The 17,431-nt window shown below is 68.4% G+C and carries 14 protein-coding genes; 3 read left to right on the top strand and 11 right to left on the bottom strand.

The features are described from left to right. Positions 1-45: 45 nt before the first annotated feature. From C6Y14_RS08615 to C6Y14_RS08600, 4 genes are all read right to left on the bottom strand, one after another. Positions 46-426 carry an RRQRL motif-containing zinc-binding protein gene (locus C6Y14_RS08615; protein WP_107015951.1) on the bottom strand — a complete coding sequence of 127 codons (381 nt, stop codon included), beginning with the start codon at positions 424-426 and terminating at the stop codon, positions 46-48. After that, positions 426-1,520, bottom strand: a complete 1,095-nt coding sequence (locus C6Y14_RS08610) for a conjugal transfer protein (protein ID WP_107015950.1) — start codon at positions 1,518-1,520, stop codon at positions 426-428. Before C6Y14_RS08610 ends, C6Y14_RS08615 begins: the two co-directional genes overlap by 1 nt. After that, positions 1,517-1,807 (bottom strand): hypothetical protein, encoded by a 291-nt coding sequence (locus C6Y14_RS08605; protein WP_107016409.1) that lies wholly within the window; start codon positions 1,805-1,807, stop codon positions 1,517-1,519. Before C6Y14_RS08605 ends, C6Y14_RS08610 begins: the two co-directional genes overlap by 4 nt. Before the next feature lie 117 nt (positions 1,808-1,924). Next, positions 1,925-2,698: a DUF4097 family beta strand repeat-containing protein gene (locus C6Y14_RS08600; protein ID WP_107015949.1), complete on the bottom strand. Its 774-nt coding sequence runs from the start codon at positions 2,696-2,698 to the stop codon at positions 1,925-1,927. Positions 2,699-3,148: 450 nt separating this feature from the next. On the opposite strand from C6Y14_RS08600, the gene C6Y14_RS08590 reads away from it, so the two are divergent. The 3 genes from C6Y14_RS08590 (at position 3,149) to C6Y14_RS44000 (ending at position 6,147) form a co-directional block, all read left to right on the top strand. Further along, positions 3,149-3,907: a GntR family transcriptional regulator gene (locus C6Y14_RS08590; protein ID WP_159074199.1), complete on the top strand. Its 759-nt coding sequence runs from the start codon at positions 3,149-3,151 to the stop codon at positions 3,905-3,907. After that, entirely contained in the window at positions 3,828-4,493 is a 666-nt protein-coding gene (locus C6Y14_RS08585; protein ID WP_404828737.1) for a GNAT family N-acetyltransferase, read from the top strand. The genes C6Y14_RS08590 and C6Y14_RS08585 overlap by 80 nt, the downstream gene beginning before the upstream one ends. Positions 4,494-4,557: 64 nt before the next feature. Continuing rightward, on the top strand, positions 4,558-6,147 hold the full coding sequence (locus C6Y14_RS44000) for a HEPN domain-containing protein (RefSeq protein WP_159074198.1): 1,590 nt from the start codon (positions 4,558-4,560) through the stop codon (positions 6,145-6,147). A gap of 1,044 nt (positions 6,148-7,191) precedes the next feature. On the opposite strand, the gene C6Y14_RS08580 is transcribed toward C6Y14_RS44000, so the two are convergent. The 7 genes from C6Y14_RS08580 to C6Y14_RS08550 form a co-directional block, all read right to left on the bottom strand. Further along, entirely contained in the window at positions 7,192-8,412 is a 1,221-nt protein-coding gene (locus C6Y14_RS08580; protein ID WP_107015945.1) for an SUKH-4 family immunity protein, read from the bottom strand. A 289-nt stretch (positions 8,413-8,701) separates the two neighbouring features. Beyond that, on the bottom strand, positions 8,702-11,011 hold the full coding sequence (locus C6Y14_RS08575) for a xanthine dehydrogenase family protein molybdopterin-binding subunit (RefSeq protein WP_107015944.1): 2,310 nt from the start codon (positions 11,009-11,011) through the stop codon (positions 8,702-8,704). Then, positions 11,008-12,645: a 2Fe-2S iron-sulfur cluster-binding protein gene (locus tag C6Y14_RS08570; RefSeq protein WP_107015943.1), complete on the bottom strand. Its 1,638-nt coding sequence runs from the start codon at positions 12,643-12,645 to the stop codon at positions 11,008-11,010. Before C6Y14_RS08570 ends, C6Y14_RS08575 begins: the two co-directional genes overlap by 4 nt. Continuing rightward, positions 12,642-13,535 carry an FAD binding domain-containing protein gene (locus C6Y14_RS08565; RefSeq protein WP_107015942.1) on the bottom strand — a complete coding sequence of 298 codons (894 nt, stop codon included), beginning with the start codon at positions 13,533-13,535 and terminating at the stop codon, positions 12,642-12,644. Before C6Y14_RS08565 ends, C6Y14_RS08570 begins: the two co-directional genes overlap by 4 nt. Positions 13,536-13,812: 277 nt before the next feature. Then, on the bottom strand, positions 13,813-15,528 hold the full coding sequence (locus C6Y14_RS08560; RefSeq protein WP_225890973.1) for a beta-N-acetylhexosaminidase: 1,716 nt from the start codon (positions 15,526-15,528) through the stop codon (positions 13,813-13,815). 1 nt (position 15,529) lies between these two features. Then, on the bottom strand, positions 15,530-16,411 hold the full coding sequence (locus tag C6Y14_RS08555; RefSeq protein WP_107016407.1) for a carbohydrate ABC transporter permease: 882 nt from the start codon (positions 16,409-16,411) through the stop codon (positions 15,530-15,532). A 5-nt stretch (positions 16,412-16,416) separates the two neighbouring features. Then, entirely contained in the window at positions 16,417-17,430 is a 1,014-nt protein-coding gene (locus C6Y14_RS08550; protein WP_107015941.1) for a carbohydrate ABC transporter permease, read from the bottom strand. Position 17,431: the final 1 nt, after the last annotated feature.

The raw sequence follows: 17,431 nt of genomic DNA, 5'->3' as shown, positions 1-17,431 counted from the left end.
CGACTTGCTGTAGGAGGCGGACGGCCGGACCCGGTTCGGGGTGGTTCAGGCGACGCGCTGTTCTTCGGGGTAGGCGCACGGGACGCACGTGCCGAGCGAGGTCGGGATGACGTATCCCGCGTCCTGTTGGCAGGCGGGGCAGGTGCGGCGGGCGGTGTTGGCCTTGTCCAGAGACGCCCACCGGGCGGGGGTCATGGGCCGGACGGGCTTTGCGCTGTCCAGGCGGTAGAGGTAGGCGACCAGCGGGCCGCGCCGGTAGCGCGGGCGCAGCACCTGCGCGGCGATCGGCTGTCCGCCGGGGCGCAGGCCGCGGGCGCGCAGTTGACGGCGGGTGGCGTAGCCGTCGGGGGCGTAGCGCCACGGGAAGGTGGGGATGCCGTGGCGGGCGCCGTTCGGGTCGTAGCACTTGCCGAACGAGCCGCCCATCAGGCGGCTTTGGTGCGCTCGACAAGGATCGTGTCGCGCAGCGTCCGGGCGTTCGCCGGCGAGGTGCGCAGCGCGCGGCGGATGCCCTCGGCAGTGACCTGCGCGTCTGACCAATCGGCCGTCGCAGACCGCGCCTCGGACAGCAGCTCATCCCGGGTGCGCTTGGGTCGGGGCGATCGGGCCACCGCAGGCACCCGACCCGTCGCCCGCCGAGGTCGCGGGGAGTCGACGCCCACCGCCCGCGGCTTGGCCGACTCGATCGGCGTGGCAATCACCGGAACGGGCTTGAGGGGAAGAGTCGACTTCACGTAGTCGACCGCCACCGGATCGGGCATCGGCAGACACGTCAGGACGACCGGCGCCGGGGTCGATTCCCGCAGATCAGCCATAGACCGATTCCTCATAGACTCGGCCGATTCCTCAGCATTTGCAACCGGAAGACTTACCGGGGTAGTGCCGCCGAACATCGACGCAAGTGCAGCGTCCGCGCCGTCCGTGATCCGGTCGCGCTGGACGTCCAGCAGCCTCGATCCGAGCGCCGCGTCCCCGACGCCGACCTTGCGCGCCAGACGCCACGACGTCCGGTCCGAGCGCTTGCGCACCCGGTCGACCGGGTGGTGGGCGGCACGCGCCCGGTGGTAGGCGAGGGCCTGGACGATGTCAGCGGTGCGGCGCTCGTTCTCCGCGTCGCGGCCGTCGGTGTGGACAACGATGCGGCGGGCCAGGAACGCCATGCCCTCCGCCGATACCGACATGCCCATCGGGGTCAGGGCGTAGATGACGGTCCGCCCGGGGTCCGGTGCGGCCATGGCGCCCATGACGGCCGCGGCGGCCGGCAGCGCCCACAGCCCGATCCTCACGACGCGCGGCGAGGACTGCCCCAGCATGGTCAGGCCCAGCAGCACCAGGGCGAGCACGGCCGTGGCGCCCTCACCGGCACCGAGGGCACCGAGCGCGGTGCCCTTGCCGTAGGCGTGGCCGATGTTGCTGTAGGTGCCGATCCCGCCGACCACGCCGGTGGCGAGCATCGGCACGAACGCGGCCGTCAGAACGCCGATCTGCACCTTCGTCAGCGGCTTACAGGTCTCGTTCATGCCGCTTCCCCCGTCTCCGCCCGGTGGTCGCGGGCGGAGCGCAGGAACGGCACCGTGCGGGTGAGCGCATCCGCGTACAGGGCGTCCCAACCGGCGATCTCATCACCGGCCTCCGCCTCCGCGGCCAGGTCGGCGAGGACGTCACGGGCCGCGTCCTCACGGGCGGCCCGCTCCTCGTCCGTCTCGAACGTGAGCGGGCCGCGGAACAGGTCGATGTCGATGCCGAGCGCCAGTTCCGCGAACTCGGTGTCGCCGTGCGCTTCCTGGCCGGCGACGAAGGTGCGCATGCGCATGGTGGATCTCTCCTTGAGTACGTCGGGAAGGGCGCGGGGCGGTCGGCTGTCCTGTCCGGGAGTGCGACCACCCCGCGATCAAGCAGGGGCGAGGTGCTGTGGAGCGGCTGGTCAGCGGTTGCGGACGCGGCCGGAGACCGTGTGGGCGGACACCGTCAGGTGACGGGCCCCGCTGATACGGACGTCGCCGGAGACGCTGTTGGCGCCGATGTGTCCGGCCGCCCGGTCGGTGGCCTGCACCGTGACGTCACCGGAGGTGGTGCCCAGCGTGGCCGCCCTGCCGTCGTACAGGTCCACGTCGATGTCCCCGGAGACCGACTGCGCGCTGACCAGGTCACTGACCCGGCCGGCGCGGATGTCACCGGAGGTGGTGTTGGCTCGGAGCTCCCGCACGCCGTCGGCGTCCAAGTCGCCGGAGACGGAACGGAACTCCAACCGGTCGACGTAGCCGAAGAGCTGAGTATCGGCGGACTGCGAGACCACCGCGAGGGAGGACCGCGGGGGCAGGCACACCGTCGCCTCGATCGGGCTCACGGTCTGCATGGTGTTCGTACCGCCGGAGACGACGCGGCCGTTGACGATGGTCACGCCGGTCACCGATCCGTACACCGTGCTGACGTTCTGCACGATGCGGTTGCCGCGCCGGCTCTGCACCGTCACGTTGCCGGGCATCTCCGGCACCTCGATGCCCAGCGCCTGCCCGTTCTGCATGCTGCGGGCTCGGTTGACGGCGTCAGCCGCCGGGCCCGTGGTGTCGTCCGTCCGCAGCACCACGCGGGCGGTGGTCAGGCTGTCGAGCACCTGCACGCGGATGCTGCCGACCGGCAGCGAGATGCCCAGCACGATCGGGCCGGAGGTAGCGGAGTCGAAAACACGCTCGGTCATGGATGAACCCCTTGACTGTGTCGGGAAGAAGACCGAACGCGGCGGGCTGTCCTGTCCGGGAGTGCCACCGCATCCGGAGATGAGAGCCGACGCCACACGTCGCGGCAGGCCCAGTGACCCCGGGCGGAAGTCGATTCCGCGCCCTTCACGGCTGGATACCGGGGCCGACGGTCGTCACCCGGCCGCCACGGGGACGGGGTCAAGCCCCGTCAAAGTTCAAAGCACGCTGTTGAGTTCTCAAGGAACCGGCGCTGCCTTCGTACTCACCCCCTCGGGCTTTCCTCCGGACGCAGCCTGTACGGCAGAGTCGTACGTGACACCCCGTCTAGCTTGTCTGGAGGAGTGCCGTGACATGAGGTTGCCCCACCGGGACTTGGAGAGTCAAGCCCCCTGGTCTAACTTGTACGGAGGAGTTGGAGCGGAAGGGATGCAATGTCGATGCGACGCGGGATGACCAAGTCCCAGGAAATCGCCTATGACCTGCGCGAACGGATCAGTTCCGGAGACCTGAAGGGAGGTGAGGCGCTCCCGAGCGAGTCCAAGATGATGACCGAGTACGGCTACAGCCGCGAGACCATCCGGGCCGGTGTGCGCCTCCTGATTGAGGAAGGGCTGGTGGTCACCGGGCAAGGTCAAGGAAAGTACGTCCGCGAGGATTACCCACCCGTCGTGTGGAACTGGACGACCCTGGAGAGCCGGAGTCGTCACGCCAACGCGGTAGAGGGTCAAACCGCAGGTGACCAGTGGGCAAGTGCTGTAGCGGAGGGAGGGAAGGCACCGCGTCAGGACATCACCGTGTCCATCGTGGAACCCCCGCTCCACGTTCGCGAGTGCCTCAATCTCCCCGAGGACGGTTTGGCCGTTGCACGGAAGCGCATTCGGTATGTCGACAGCAGGCCGTACGCGCTCGCCGACTCGTACTTTCCTCAGGAACTCGTGGCCGGCACTCCATTGATGGAGCCTCGCGACGTCTCCGCTCCTGGGGGCATCCTGGCTTCCATCGGACTCGTGCAAGCCAAGTACACAGATGAGATTGCGGTGCGTATGCCGACTCGACAGGAGGCCGAACTACTTGCCCTACCTGCGGCAACGCCGGTAGCGGAGCACACCCGAACAGGCTACGACGCGGATGGCCGCCCCCTCCGCTGCATGGTCACCATCCTTCCCGGAGACAGGCACAAGATCCTCTATGAAGTCAGCACGGACTGAGTACCTCCGCCCCGCAGCGGCGGAGGACGTACCCGCCCTCATGACGCTTCGTACAGAGGCGGAAGAGTGGCTGCGCACCAAGGGCACCGACCAGTGGAGCGACCCGGAAACGGGCAAGCGAGCAATCGACAAGTGGCACGCCAACATCGACGAAGGGCGTGCATGGGTCGTGGTCGGTGAGTATCAGCAGGTGCTCGCGACCGTCAGTCGGGGCGTCGTCGACCGAGACTTCTGGACAGACGCCGACCAGCCGGAAACCGCGCTCTACCTCTACAAGCTGATCGTTGCTCGGGGAGCCTCAGGCCGACACCTCGGCACGCGCGTCGTCGACTGGATGTCCCGTCTCGCAGGACTGGAGGGACGGACATGGGTACGCATCGACACGTGGCGCACGAATACGGGCCTGCACGCATATTACGAGCGACTCGGGTTCAAGCACGTTCGCACGGAAGCACCACCCCATAGGCGTTCGGGTTGGCTTGCTCAGCGGCCAGCAGGAGAGCTTGCGCTACCGAACGATCTTCTGCCCGTGTCCCCGAAACCTCAAATGCACAACGACTTCGGAGGAATTCATGAAATGGAGTGACTTCACTTGATGAGTGTACTACTGTCATCCATCACTCTTCCTGCGTAAATCCAGAGGCGACACAGTGATCGATATTGAAGGGTTGCTCACTGCAACCTATGGAAGTGATTTTATTCGCTACGTTCTCGCCATTCCAGAGCAGGAAGACTTGAACGGAATTTCGGGACGAGCAGATCAATCTGTTTTGAACATCCTAACTTCTCTGGCGCTAGGCTCAATTAACGCCGGCTCGCTTGATGCAAGTATTCTCACTGCCTCCTCTTTGAGTCAGTACATCCCAGACGAGGGCACTTCACTAGTTCAGTTCCTGCGAAAAAGTTCAGGTGGCGATATTTCGCCAGAAAATTTGGAAACAGATGACGCCGTGTATGCCGCGCTGGCTGTGGTTGCGCAAGACATATGGCCTGTCTACCTAATTCCGCCGCCTAGTAACCAAAGCAGCTCAGGGTTCTTCATGTCAAACCTTGCCGGAATTGCCCAGCATCCTAAATCAAAAGAGCTAGGTCAGTTTTTCATGGAAGACCCTTCGCTCTCTAAGCTGTTCCCCAAGAACCAATCAGCTGAACAAGAAAATCCGGCCCCCCTAATGGAGTCATCGGAATGGGTAGTGAACAGCGGATACGGGGGCACACGGCAAATAATCGGCGTACTCACAGGTCTAATTTATGATGCAAGGCTGAGGGTTCAACTAGCCGGGCAGAAACTAACCTCTAAATCCCTAATTTCCTCGCTGAAAGATTCCCTAAGCGCCCTCCGATCTCTGGCAGAAAGCCAGCCAGTAGACGTGCCAGTGATCATCGGACTCAGCGGAGTCAGTCTTTCACAAGGCCAGGAAATCCAGTTCACAGATGGCATACTGCGTGGAATTCTCCCAACAGATGGGATGCTACTGAACAACGTTGGGAACTGCGGAGCCGTCTATGAGACCACCTACCCTCTACGCGTTTTGCACGTCTTCAACATCGAACCCGGGGGCGCCGATTGGGCAAAGCCATTTAACAAGTACCGTGCGCGAATCGAAGAGTCACTCAGATCCTTTGAGTACTCCCTGGAGAAAGTAAGACTGGCACTTCTACTTTGCTCTGACGGTGACGACTTCTTGGCACCAAAGGAGGAATCTAGACTGATTCTCGACCCAACAAATATGGGTGGCACGAATCAACGGGGTATAGGAGATCACACCCCCACCAACACCGAACTACCGTCCTCTAAATTTCAGGACGCGGTCGCTACATATGACGTAATTCGCAAAAAGCATCCAGAATCATTGAACATCGCCATGAAGAGGATTCTTTCAGCGGCGTCTTCCCGTCGAGACTCCAACGATGCACTCATTGATTCCCTCATCGCATGGGAGAACATGTTCGGGACGCGCACTGAAACGACATTTCGAGTTACCGCATCTTTGGCTAAAGTTCTCGAAGCAGATTCAGGAAAACGACTTGATCTTCAAAAAGAGCTGAATAAGCTCTATGGGGTGAGGAGCGCTATGGTCCATGGCGCGAAGGAGCCTGACCCAGATGCAGCGGCAAGAAACCGGCAGAGAGTAATCAGCGTAGCTATCAACGGACTGCGGTGCCTTTATCACGACAGGCCGGAACTGCTTAGTATGCCTCCCGAGGACCGAAGCAAAACTGTGTTGCTAGAGGGATAAGGAGGCGGAGCGAGCGAGGACTGTCTCCGTGAGGGCTTATACCGGAAATGCGAAGGGTCCCGAAGATATTAGCCTCAGGACCCCCGCTGCCTAGCGATTCCTATTTTCTTGCTTTAGCCGTCTGATAGAGCGCTACAACAGCCATAAAGAACCCGAAAGCGCCTACAAACACAGTTCCTGCATAACACAGGCAGGCCCACCAGGACTCATGGAAGAGACGCGCAGTTAGAAACGTAATTACGGCCGCTGCGAATGATGCAATCGCAGCAAGGGCAGCGAAAAGACATCCTTTAAGGTTGATGTCGCCATCTAGGGTTGAGGGCATGGGATGTTCTCCTGGTCGCATGAGAGATAAGATTCATGACACTTCCTTTTCGCGTTCGATTACTGCACATTGCTGGACCATTGAGGACTTTAATCAGCTTCTATTTTGTTCGAGGTCATCAGATGCCACCTTTGCGATCTAGATCTTGTGTTCCTTTGCGTTTTCTTCATGCTATGCCGACCGCCCCCTTAGCTAGCTGAGGGCACTCAGAGAGCAACGTGCCCGCCCTCACATTCATGAAACGCTTTGCACACCACTTCAGTTCCCAATGTCACGCGTTCATGTCCGGTGACCAGCCCACCTGCGACAACAGGAAGTCCACTTGCGTCGGCGGCCACCGATGCCCGCATGACGGCTCCGGGCTGTCACGGACCCTGCGAACGTCGGCGGACAAGCGAGTAGGGGCCTGGTGCAGCAGCGCTTCCGCCTAGCAGCGAGGCTCAAGGGCCATAGGACAGCCGTCTCAGTTTCCGTCTCGTTCGCCCACGTGCGCGACCGTCCAGACCTGTACGCCGCAGCCCTCTAGGCGCAGTGCATGTACGGGGCTGAACCCTCGTGGATGCGTTTGGACCGCCGTCCGATCAGCACTGACAAACCTGCAAAGCGAGGCACGTGGGTTCAATTCCCGCCACGGCCTCTGGTTCGGTGTCGGGGTCGGCTGCCTTCGGGGGGTCGGCCCCGCGGCGTGTGAGGGGCCGTTCAGCGCGTTCCCGGGCGCGTCAGAGCACTCCTCCGGCCTCGTCCTGGAACATCTCCGTCCAGTAGTGCCACTCGGACTCCGGGGCGGTGCCCGTGGGGTCCACCGTCGACAGGGTCTGCGTCATCGTCGTGGCGAGCTGGTCGTAGGCCTCCTCGGTCAGCTCGTGGGAGAGGGACTCGTCGATCGTCCGCTCGCGGTGGAGCAGCCACAGGGTGAAGGCCAGGGTCGAGACGTCCGTGTTCAGGGCGTACAGCGTGGCGTCGGGCTCGCTCCAGTCAAGGATCGCGCCCGTCTCGCCGTCGACGATCAGGCTGTTGTCCTCGATCAGATGGCCCAGGCGTATCAAGTGGTCGGCGTGTCGCGGGAGTTGGTCGGGGGTGAGCACGTCCGGGCGCTCGTCCTCGTAGTACTCGGCGAGCGTCGGCAGCGGTACGTCCGTGTCCAGCTGGAACAGGAAGCCGTCCTCGGGCAGACCCGTCTCGCGCAGGAAGTGCCGCGTCGGCTCGTGCGCGAGGGCGGCGGGGAAGTCCACGTCCTCGAAGCGCACCACCCGGCCGTGCCCGAACTCCTGGTCCAGCAGGCGGGCCGGGAGGTCGAGAGCGAGCGCCGCGTCGGCCGGCGGGCCCGCGACCAGGGCCATCGGGCGGATCAGCGCCGCCATCTTCCAGAACGGCGGGACCTCGCCGTCGACGCCCTCCTCGAACAGCGCCAGCAGCTGCCGTGACATCGCGGTGACGGCCTTCGGGCCGAACCGGCCCTCGTAGGACGCGAACTGGCCGCTCCTCGCGGACATCTCGTCCGTCGCCGTCACGAAGTCCGTGAGCGTCCGGAGCGAGGGCGCCAGCGGGACGCGGTCCATCAGGTCGGGGCGGTCGTGGAGGAAGAACGTGGTGGACACCTCGCCCGTCGCTCCGTCGAGCAGCACCGACTCCGTCTCCGTGCCGGCGGGGTCCCGCAGCGCGCCGAGCACCAACTGGTCGCGCAGTTCGGGCGGGAGAGCGGCCGGGTCCCCCGTCGAGTCCCCCACCGTCCGCAGTCCGTCCTCGCGCAGGGTCTCGAAGGTCAACAGGCCGCTGTCGCCCGGCAGTCCGGGGCCCGTCAGCCAGCGGCGCGTCGGGGCGTGCGTGACGTACGGGTCCAGTGCGCCCTCGGACAGAGTGATCCTCTTGGCGCCGACGCCGATGCCTACGCCAGCGCCGATGCCGTTGCCCGTGCCCGTGCCGGTGTCCGTCGTGCTCATCGTTCCCCCGCGGATCGTTGTTCGCAGTCCCCCGGCAGGACCGGGCCGGGCGGCACACAGCCATGCGCCCAGGCATGCCGCCACGCACGCCGAGGCATCCGGATGCGCCTCGAAACACCCGGAGAACGGCCCGCCGCCCAGCGGTCCTCCCCCACTGAAAAGAACACTACCCGGCAGCACTGACAACGCCCCAGCAACGCCCTGACCAGCGGATTCTCGGTGATCTCTCGCTGACCTGCCGTCAGTCCCGCCGCCGAGCAGCTCAGCGGACGCAGACCCGGCCGTCAGGTCACTGCGTCGTCGTCACCACGGCCGCCTGGGGCCTTATCGGCAGCCGGTTCACCGGGCGTCCCGTGGCCGCCCGGACCGCGGACGCGACCGCCGCGGGGGACGTGACGACGGGTACCGCGCTGACGGCCTTCGCTCCGAAGGGCGCGACCACGTCGCGCTCCTCGACGAGCTTGACGATGCGGATGTCGGGGGCGTCGAGGGCGGTCGGCAGCGAGTACCCGGTGAGGTCGGGGTGGCGGACGAGACCGCGCGCGGTGCGCAGGTTCTCGGTCAGCGCCGCGCCGATGCCCTGCGTGACCCCGGCCTCGATCCGGGCGGTGAGCTGCGCGGGGTTCAGGATGCGGCCCACGTCCTGGGCGAGCGCCAGTTCGACCACGCGCACCGAGCCCAGCTCGATGTCGACGTCCACCACCGCGCGGATCGCGCAGAAGGCGAGGCCCACGAAGGCGTCGCCCTGGCCGGCGCCGTCCAGCGGCTCGGTGGGGTGCGGGCGGCACTGCGCGGTCGCCCACAGCTCCTTGCCGTCCATCGCCTCGGCGACGGTCGTCGACAGCACGCCGTCGTACGAGGTGATCTTGCCGTCGGTGATCTGGAGCAGTTCGGTGGACATGCCGAACTTGTGCGCCAGGGGCTGCAGCAGCTGCGTACGGACCATCTTGGCGGCCCGTTCGACGGCGCCGCCGGACACCCAGGTGTGGCGGCCGCGGGCACTGGGGCCCGCGGGGGGCTGGTCGGTGTCCACGGAGGCCACATGGACCTCGTCGATGCCGAGCGTCTCCTGGACGATCTGCCGGGCCAGCGTGGTGAAGCCCTGGCCGGTCTCCACGGCCGCGCAGAGCACGGTGGCGATGCCGTCGTGGACCTTCACGGTGGCCGTCGAGACCTCGTCGGTGCCCTCGGCGCCGAGCATGTGGACCATACCCAGGGCGTAGCCGACGCCCCGCCGTACGGCACCGGGTTCACCGGCGCCCTCGGGGCCGCCGGGGAGCAGCCACTCGTCCTCGGGGGTGTCCTTGGGGAGGGCGGGCAGCGGGTGCTCCTGGACGGCCTGGAGCAGTTCGGCCACGGGGGCCGGGCAGGTGACGGTCTGGCCGGTCGGCAGGACGTCCCCGGTGGCCAGTACGTTGCGCAGGCGCAGGTCGGCCGGGTCGACGCCGAGCTTCTTGGCCAGCTTGTCCATCTGGGCCTCGTAGGCGGCGCACACCTGCATGGCGCCCTCGCCGCGTACGTGTCCGGAGGGCGGGTTGTTGGTGCGTACGGCCCAGCCCTCGATGAAGGCGTTCGGGACGACGTAGGGGCCGCAGGCGAAGGAGACGGCGGCGGCGAGGGCCTCCGAGGAGGTGTCGGCGTACGCGCCCGCGTCGAGGAGGATCTGCGCCTCGACCTTGATCAGCCTGCCCTCGGCGTCCGCGTGGTGGCGGTAGCGCAGGAGCGTGGGGTGCCGGTGGACGTGCCCGAGGAAGGATTCTTCGCGGGTCGCGGTCAGCTTGACCGGGCATCCGGTCTTGAGGGCGAGCAGCCCGAGGGGGAGCTGGAAGCCCTGGTCCTCGCGGTCGGCGGTGGCGCCGGGCACGCCGGTGACGACGACCTTCACGCGCTCCGGTTCCAGGCCGTAGCAGGCGGCGGCCGTGTCGCGGTCGGTGTGCGGGTCGGTGGAGGCCACGTAGAGCTCGACCCCGCCGTCGGGGCGGGGCACGGCGAGGCCGGCCTCCGCGCCGATCGGGGCCGGGTCCTGGCGGCCGATGCGGTAGAGGCCCTCGACGACGATGTCTCCGGCCGCGTCCGGGTCGCCGTGGCGCAGCGGGATGTGGCGGATGAGGTTGCCGTCGGGGTGCAGGGGCTCCGCTTCGAAGGCCTGCTCCGGGTCGGTCACCGGGTCGAGGATCTCGTACTCGACGATGACGGCGGCGGCGGCCATGCGCGCGGTGTCGGGGTGGTCCGCGGCGACGGCCGCGATGGCCTCTCCGTGGTGGCGCACGACGTCGGAGGCGAACACCGGGCGGTCGGCCCTGCCGCGGCCGAGCAGCGCGGTGCCGGGCACGTCCTCGTGGGTGATGACGGCCCGTACGCCGGGCATCTCGCGCGCGTGGGTGGTGTCGACGGACAGGATGCGCGCGTGCGGGTGCGGCGATCTCAGGACGGCGGCCCACAGGAGGCCCTCGGCCCACAGGTCCGCCGCGTACGGGAAGGTGCCCTCCGTCTTGGCGCGGGCCTCCGCGGACGGCAGGGACACGCCGAGGCCGTGCGGCGGCGGTTCCGGTGCGGTGCCGGGCTGCGCGGTGGTCGCGGTGGCGGTGTCGTTGCTCACGCCTGGCCTCCGTCCTGGCCGTACGGCTGCTCGTGGGGCTGGCTGGACTGGCTGGGCTGGTGGGGCTCGAACGCGGACGGGTTGACGCCTCCGGCGCCGGGGCCCGCCTGGTGCGGGATACGGGCCTCGTCGCCGTCCGAGGAGTGCTCGGCGGCCGTGTGGGCCTCGCGCTCGGCCACGACGTCCCGTACGGCCTCCAGGACGCCCCGGTAGCCCGAGCAGCGGCACAGGTTGCCGCACAGGGCCTGGCGGGTCTCCAGGTCGGTCGGCGCGGGGTTGCCCTCAAGGAGGTCGTGCACGGTCATCGCCATGCCCGGGATGCAGAAGCCGCACTGCACGGCACCGCACTTGGCGAGGGCCCGCTGGACGTCCGAGGGCTGCCCGTCGGCGGCGAGGCCCTCGACGGTGCGCACCTCGCTCCCGGCCGCGGTCACGGCGGGCACCAGGCAGGACGCGACGAGCCGGCCGTCCACCTGGACGTTGCAGGCGCCGCACTCGCCCTGCGAGCAGCCGTCCTTGGCGCCCGCGAGGCCGAGGCGCTCGCGCAGTACGTACAGCAGCGATTCGCCGATCCAGGCGTCCGTCACGGGCCGTTCGACGCCGTTCACCCGCAGGACGTACGAGGCGAGGGGGTGGTCGTTGTGCGGGGCGATGCCCTGGGGGTCGTCGGACCCGGACTCCTCGGCGGCGGCGTCGGCGTCCGTGACGGACGCGGCGGTCTCGGCGGGCGAGGCGGTCGCGGCGTGGAACTCCTCGCCCGGCTCCTCCGTGGAGGCCGCTTCCGGCTCGCCCGCGCGGTCGTCCGCGAAGTCCCGGTGGTCGTGGCGGGACGCGGCGCCGGACGGTTCCTCGCGTCCGTCGTCGTGGCCCGTGTCGCGCTCCACGGAGACGGCGATCTCGTCGGCGTGCGCTCCGGAGACGTCGATGATCTCGGCGGCGCCGTGCTCGGCGGGGGCGTGCGGCCCGGTTCCGTCGGCGGGCTGCTGCTCGGGCGGCTGCTGGGCCCACGGCTCGTCGGCCCAGGGTGCCGCCGCCCCGCCCGGCAGCGTGGCGGGCGGGTTGCCGCCCCACTGCTCGACCAGCGAGGACGTGGTGAACTCGCCGGACTCGTCCGGCAGATCACCGTCGGCGACCGGGATGGACCACTGTCCGGTGACGTCCTGGCCGGAGGCGTCGCGCCCCGTGCCGTCGTGTCCCGTGCCGTCGTGTCCGTGCGGGCCCTGGCCGCCCTGTGCGGGCTGGTCGAAGGTCCACTGGCCGGTGGCCCCGGGGTGGTACGAGAACTGGTCCTGGGGGGCCTGCCGGTGCTCTTCGGGGAGGGCGTTCGGGTCGGGCCACCGTACGTCCTGCTGCTGACCGGGGCCGGCCGCCTCGGGCGGTGCGCCCCAGGAGCCGGTGGACCCCGGGTCGTTCTCCGCACCCGTGCCGGGCGCGACCGTTATCGGCGGCGGTACGTAGCCGTGGCCGGGCGCGGCGAGCGGCGAGTCCGCGAGGAGGGCGTCGATGCCCCCTTCGGGGAGCTTGACGAAGGCGGTGGCGCCGTCGTCGTAGTCGCCCTGCGGCAGCGGGTCCCAGCGGCTGCCGGGGCGGGGGGCGCCCTCACCGTGCTGATCTCCGTGCTGGTCGTCGGTCACGACAGTGCCCTCCCCAGTGCTCGTCGGGCCAGCGCGGCGACGGTGCGCCGCAGGTGCAGTACGGCGGGCGGCAGCGGCGGGACGGAACCGTCCTCCTCGGGGGCCGCGTCGGGGATGCAGGCCGCGGCGACGTACTCGCCGAAGGCGGCCAGCGCCTCGGGCACGATCGCGCGGTTGTTGTCCCAGTCGATCAGCGAGGCGACCCACTGCTCGGCGTCCAGGGGGCGCAGCGGCATCGGCGCTATGGCACCGACGGCGCACCGCACCCCGCGCCTGGCGGGATCGAGGACGAGCGACACGGAGGCGATGGCGCGCCCCGGGCCGGTCCGTCCGGTCGCCTTCAGGAAGACCTGCGGCGCGTGCAGCAGCGGCACGCGCACGTACCCGATGAGTTCGCCGCCGCGGAGCATCTCCATGCCCGCGAGCAGGTGCGACACGGGGATCTCACGGCGGGCGCCCCCCGGGCAGGCGATGATGAGGGTCGCTTCCAGCGCGGCCAGCACCGGGAGCGCGTCCCCGGTGGGCGACGCGGAGGCGATGTTGCCGCCCAGGGTGCCCGCGTTGCGGATCTGCGGTGGTCCCGCGGCCCGTGCGGCGGCCGCGAGGGCGGGGATGAGGGCGGCGAAGTCGGGGCGCCCCATGCGGGCGTGGGTGAGGCCCGCGCCGAGGAGCGCGTGGCCGTCCTGGTACTGCCAGCCGCGGATCTCGCTGATGCGGCCGAGGCCGACGAGTGCGGCGGGCCTCAGCTGTCCGGAGTTGACGGCGGCCATGAGGTCGGTGCCTCCGGCCACGGGAACGGCGGCGGGCATGGCTGCGAGCGCCGCGACGGCCTCGTCCAGTGAGGCGGGCAGCGTCACGGCGTGCGCCGCCTGCGGTGCGTGCGTGGTCAAACCGGCTGCCCCTTCCCGCTGCCCCACCTGGTCCCACCTGTGTTGCCGTACGGTACGTGCTGACAGGGCGGACGTGGCAACTCTGGCACATCTTCCCGGTTCCCCGACGCGGGGGTCCGCTAGGAGGCATTCCTACCCGCCACCAGCGGATGGTCCGTTTTCGCACTACATCGCCCGTCAGAGCCAATTGGCGGTTTTCGTTGCCCCTTGGGTGTCTTTCTCCGCGGAGGCCACCGTCCCAGGGTGCCGCGCCGGACGACACCCCCCGGGAGCGGCCTCACACGTTCGGGGGCGGCCCCTCGATCGGGCGTCCGAGCACTCCGGGGCGCCGCTGCCACGGCAACGGCCCGGCGGGCGGCCGGTAGGCGACTCCCAGGGCGTCAAGTCGCGTGTAGTGCGCGGTCATTCGCTCCTCGAAATCCGCGAAGTCGCGTTCCGCGGGCGGGGGCAGGGCGCTCCAGGCGACCTCCGCGAAGGCCACGAGCCGCGGGAAGGCCTGGTAGTCCACGCGGGCCCGGTCCTCCATCACCTCGGTCCACAGGTTGGCCTGGGTGCCCAGCACGTGCCGCGCCTGAGCGGGGGTCAGTTCCGGTGGAACGGGTTCGAAGCGGTAGACGTCCTCCAGGGTGCGCACGAAACCGATGGGCACCGGCTCGTCGGGGCCTTCGGCCTGCCGGTGGTCCAGGTACACCTGCTGCTCGGGGCACATGACGACGTCGTGGCCGGCCCGTGCGGCCGTGATGCCGCCCTGGTAACCGCGCCACGAGGAGACGGCGGCGCCCGGGGCGAGCCCGCCCTCCAGGATCTCGTCCCAGCCGATCAGCCGGCGTCCGCGCGCGCTCAGCCAGTCGTCGAAGTGGCGGATGAACCAGGACTGCAGTTCGTCCTCGTCCGCGAGGCCCAGTTCGGTGATCCGCGCCTGTGCGGCGGGGGACGCCTTCCACTGGTCCTTGGCGCACTCGTCGCCGCCGACGTGGATGAACTCCGAGGGGAACAGGCCGAGGAGTTCCTCGAAGACGCCCTCGTAGAAGCGAAGGGCGTTGTCAGTGGGTGCGAGTACGTTTTTCGAGACGCCCCAGGTGTCCCAGACGGAGAGGGAGTGCGTGTCGATGACATCGGTGTTGCCGAGTTCCGGATATGCGGCGATGGCGGCCTGCGAGTGCCCCGGGATGTCGATTTCGGGGACGACGGCGATATGCCGTTCGGCGGCGTACGCGACGATCTCGCGGATGTCGTCCTGGGTGTAGAAGCCCCCGTGCGGCTTCTCCTCCCAGTGGGGCGAGGCGCGATGACCGAATTTGGTGCGTGCCCGCCATGATCCGGTCTCCGTGAGCTTCGGATACCGCTTGATCTCGATACGCCAGCCCTGGTCGTCGGTGAGGTGGAAGTGGAAGACGTTGAGCTTGTGCGCGGCCATCAGGTCGAGTTGGCGCAGGACGCCGTCCTTCGGCATGAAGTGCCGCGAGACGTCGAGCATCAGACCGCGCCAGCCGAATCGCGGCGCGTCCTCGACGGTCACGTTCGGGACGGCATACGTGGCGCCCGGTCGCACGGGCGCCCGCCGGAAGGCGTCGGGGCCGATGAGCTGACGCAGTGTCTGGGCTCCCCAGAACACTCCGGCGCCGCTTCCGCCGCGGATCTCGACGCCTCGTCCGGAATCGGCGTCGAGTACGTAGGCCTCCGCCGGGAGGGACTCGTCGATACGCAACCGCACGGTGCCCGGGGCGTTTTCCGCACCGGTCGCGCTTTCGTGGCCGGATGCGTTTTCGGGGCCGGCCGTGCTTTCGGGAGCGGGCGGCAGCGAAAGTCCCAGCGCGGCGCCGAGGGTGAGGCGCAGCCAGCGTTCGGTGGTGCCCGTGCCGGGGCCCGCCGACAGGGTGGTGGCCGCGTCGAGCGGGACCCCCGGGAGGGCGGACCCCTGTACGGAGCGGGGCGCCGGGATCACCCCGGCCGGGGCGTCGGGTGTCGGGGCTGCGGGTGTCGCGTCGCTCACGTCAGTCCTTCACCGCGCCGCCGAGTCCGGAGACCAGGCGCCGCTGTACGAGTACGAAGAAGATCAGCACGGGAATCGTCATCACGGTGGAACCGGCCATCACACCGCCCCAGTCCGGGTCGTCGGGCTTGTAGAAGACGAGGAGGGCCATCGGCAGCGTGGACTGCGAGGTGTCGCTGATGATGAAGGATTTGGCGAACAGGAAGTCGTTCCAGGCGGAGATGAACGAGAACACGCTGGTGGCGACGAGCCCCGGAAAGACCAGCGGGAAAAGGATCTGCCACAGGAACCGCGTCCGGCTCGCCCCGTCGATGTGGGCGGCCTCCTCCAGCGCCTCGGGGACGGCCTTCACGAAGCCGCGCAGCATCCAGATCGCGAAGGGCAGGGAGAAGGCGATGTGCGGCAGGATCAGCGCGCCCAGGGTGTTGAGCTGACCGAAGTCCCGCATCTGGAAGAAGAGGGGGATCGTCAGTGCCTCGACGGGCACCATCTGGGCGACCAGGAACATGATCAGCAGGGTGGTCCGGAAGCGGAAGCGGAATCGTGTCACGGCGGTCGCGGCGAGAAACGCGATGAGCGCCGAGACGGCGACGACGGTGACCGCGACGACAAGACTGTTGAGGAAGTAACGGCCGAATTCCTGCTGTCCGAAGACGCGCCGGAAGGAATCCAGCGACGGGGAGAGCGTCCAGGGCCGCGGCTCGCTCGACTCGATCTCCCCGGCCGGTTTGAAGGCGCTGAGCACCATCCAGTAGAGGGGGAATGCGACCACCGCCGCGATCAGCAGCGCCGAGACCTCGGCGGCCAGCCGCCACGGCCGTCGCACGGAACGGCGTACGAGATCTCGTACGAATCCGCTCCGTACGGAATCCGTGGACGTCATGGAACTCACAGCTCTTCCCCCTGCCTTCGCAGCAGCCTCAGATAGACGAGCGTGACCGCCAGCAGAATCAGCAGCATCACCACTCCGATCGCCGACCCGAGGCCGTACTGGGAGGACGCGAAGGCCTTTTGATACGCGTACACGTTCAGGACGAGGTTCTGTCCCGCGATGCCGCCGCCGTTCGTCATGACGTAGATCTGGGTGAAGACCTTGAAGTCCCAGATGACCGACTGGATGGTGACGACCACGAGGATCGGGCGGAGCATCGGGGCGAGCACCGAGCGCCAGATCCGCCACTGGGAGGCGCCGTCCAGGGAGGCGGCCTCCAGGACCTCGGAGGGCACGGCGCGGATTCCGGCGTACACGGTGACCATCACGAACGGGAAGGAGCACCAGACGACTTCGAGCAGGACGAGGGCGAAGGCGCTGTAGCGGCCGTACGTCCAGGAGTGGTCGCCGAGTCCCAGGACCCGGTTGACCGGGCCGAAGTCGGGGTCGAACAGGAGCAGCCATACCGTGGACCCGGTGACCGCGGGGGTCGCCCAGGCGCCGAGCGCGGCGAGCATCAGGGCGAGCCGCGGCAGGGCACGGACACGTGTCAGGAGGACGGCGAGCGCGCAGCCGACCGCGAGGGTCGACACGACGCACGCCCCGGCGAACACCACAGTGGCGAGCAGCACCTGCCAGAACTGCTCGTCGCGGAAGAGCGCCGCGTAGTTCCCGAAGCCCTCGAAGGACGTCGGTTCCCCGCCGCTGACCTGGGCCTGGGTGTACTCCAGGAACGAGATCAGGCCGAGCTGGTAGACGGGGTAGACGAGCAGGCCGCCGATGACGACGAGCGCGGGGGCGAGGTAGAGCCAGGGCGTCCAGCCGCCGCGGGCGAGCGGGGATCTGCGGCCCGCCGAGGGGCCGCGGCCCGGCCGGGGCGCCTGCGCGGTCCCGGCCGGCGAGCCCTTAGTGACGGGCCCGGCCGCCGGGGCCGGCCCGGGGGCGGACACCGCGAGCGGCCGGTCGGTCATC

It is taken from the genome of Streptomyces dioscori, assembly GCF_003024195.1.
GTDB lineage: Bacteria > Actinomycetota > Actinomycetes > Streptomycetales > Streptomycetaceae > Streptomyces > Streptomyces dioscori.
This window is presented reverse-complemented; position numbering and strand designations above follow the sequence as displayed.

Coding starts and splice junctions, on each gene's coding strand:
- C6Y14_RS08590 (WP_159074199.1), top strand. CDS start 3,149: ATGACCAAGTCCCAGGAAATCGCCTATGACCTGCGCGAACGGATCAGT.
- C6Y14_RS08585 (WP_404828737.1), top strand. CDS start 3,828: ATGGCCGCCCCCTCCGCTGCATGGTCACCATCCTTCCCGGAGACAGGC.
- C6Y14_RS08580 (WP_107015945.1), bottom strand. CDS start 8,412: ATGAGCACGACGGACACCGGCACGGGCACGGGCAACGGCATCGGCGCT.
- C6Y14_RS08600 (WP_107015949.1), bottom strand. CDS start 2,698: ATGACCGAGCGTGTTTTCGACTCCGCTACCTCCGGCCCGATCGTGCTG.
- C6Y14_RS08605 (WP_107016409.1), bottom strand. CDS start 1,807: ATGCGCACCTTCGTCGCCGGCCAGGAAGCGCACGGCGACACCGAGTTC.
- C6Y14_RS08610 (WP_107015950.1), bottom strand. CDS start 1,520: ATGAACGAGACCTGTAAGCCGCTGACGAAGGTGCAGATCGGCGTTCTG.
- C6Y14_RS08555 (WP_107016407.1), bottom strand. CDS start 16,411: ATGACGTCCACGGATTCCGTACGGAGCGGATTCGTACGAGATCTCGTA.
- C6Y14_RS08615 (WP_107015951.1), bottom strand. CDS start 426: ATGGGCGGCTCGTTCGGCAAGTGCTACGACCCGAACGGCGCCCGCCAC.
- C6Y14_RS08550 (WP_107015941.1), bottom strand. CDS start 17,430: ATGACCGACCGGCCGCTCGCGGTGTCCGCCCCCGGGCCGGCCCCGGCG.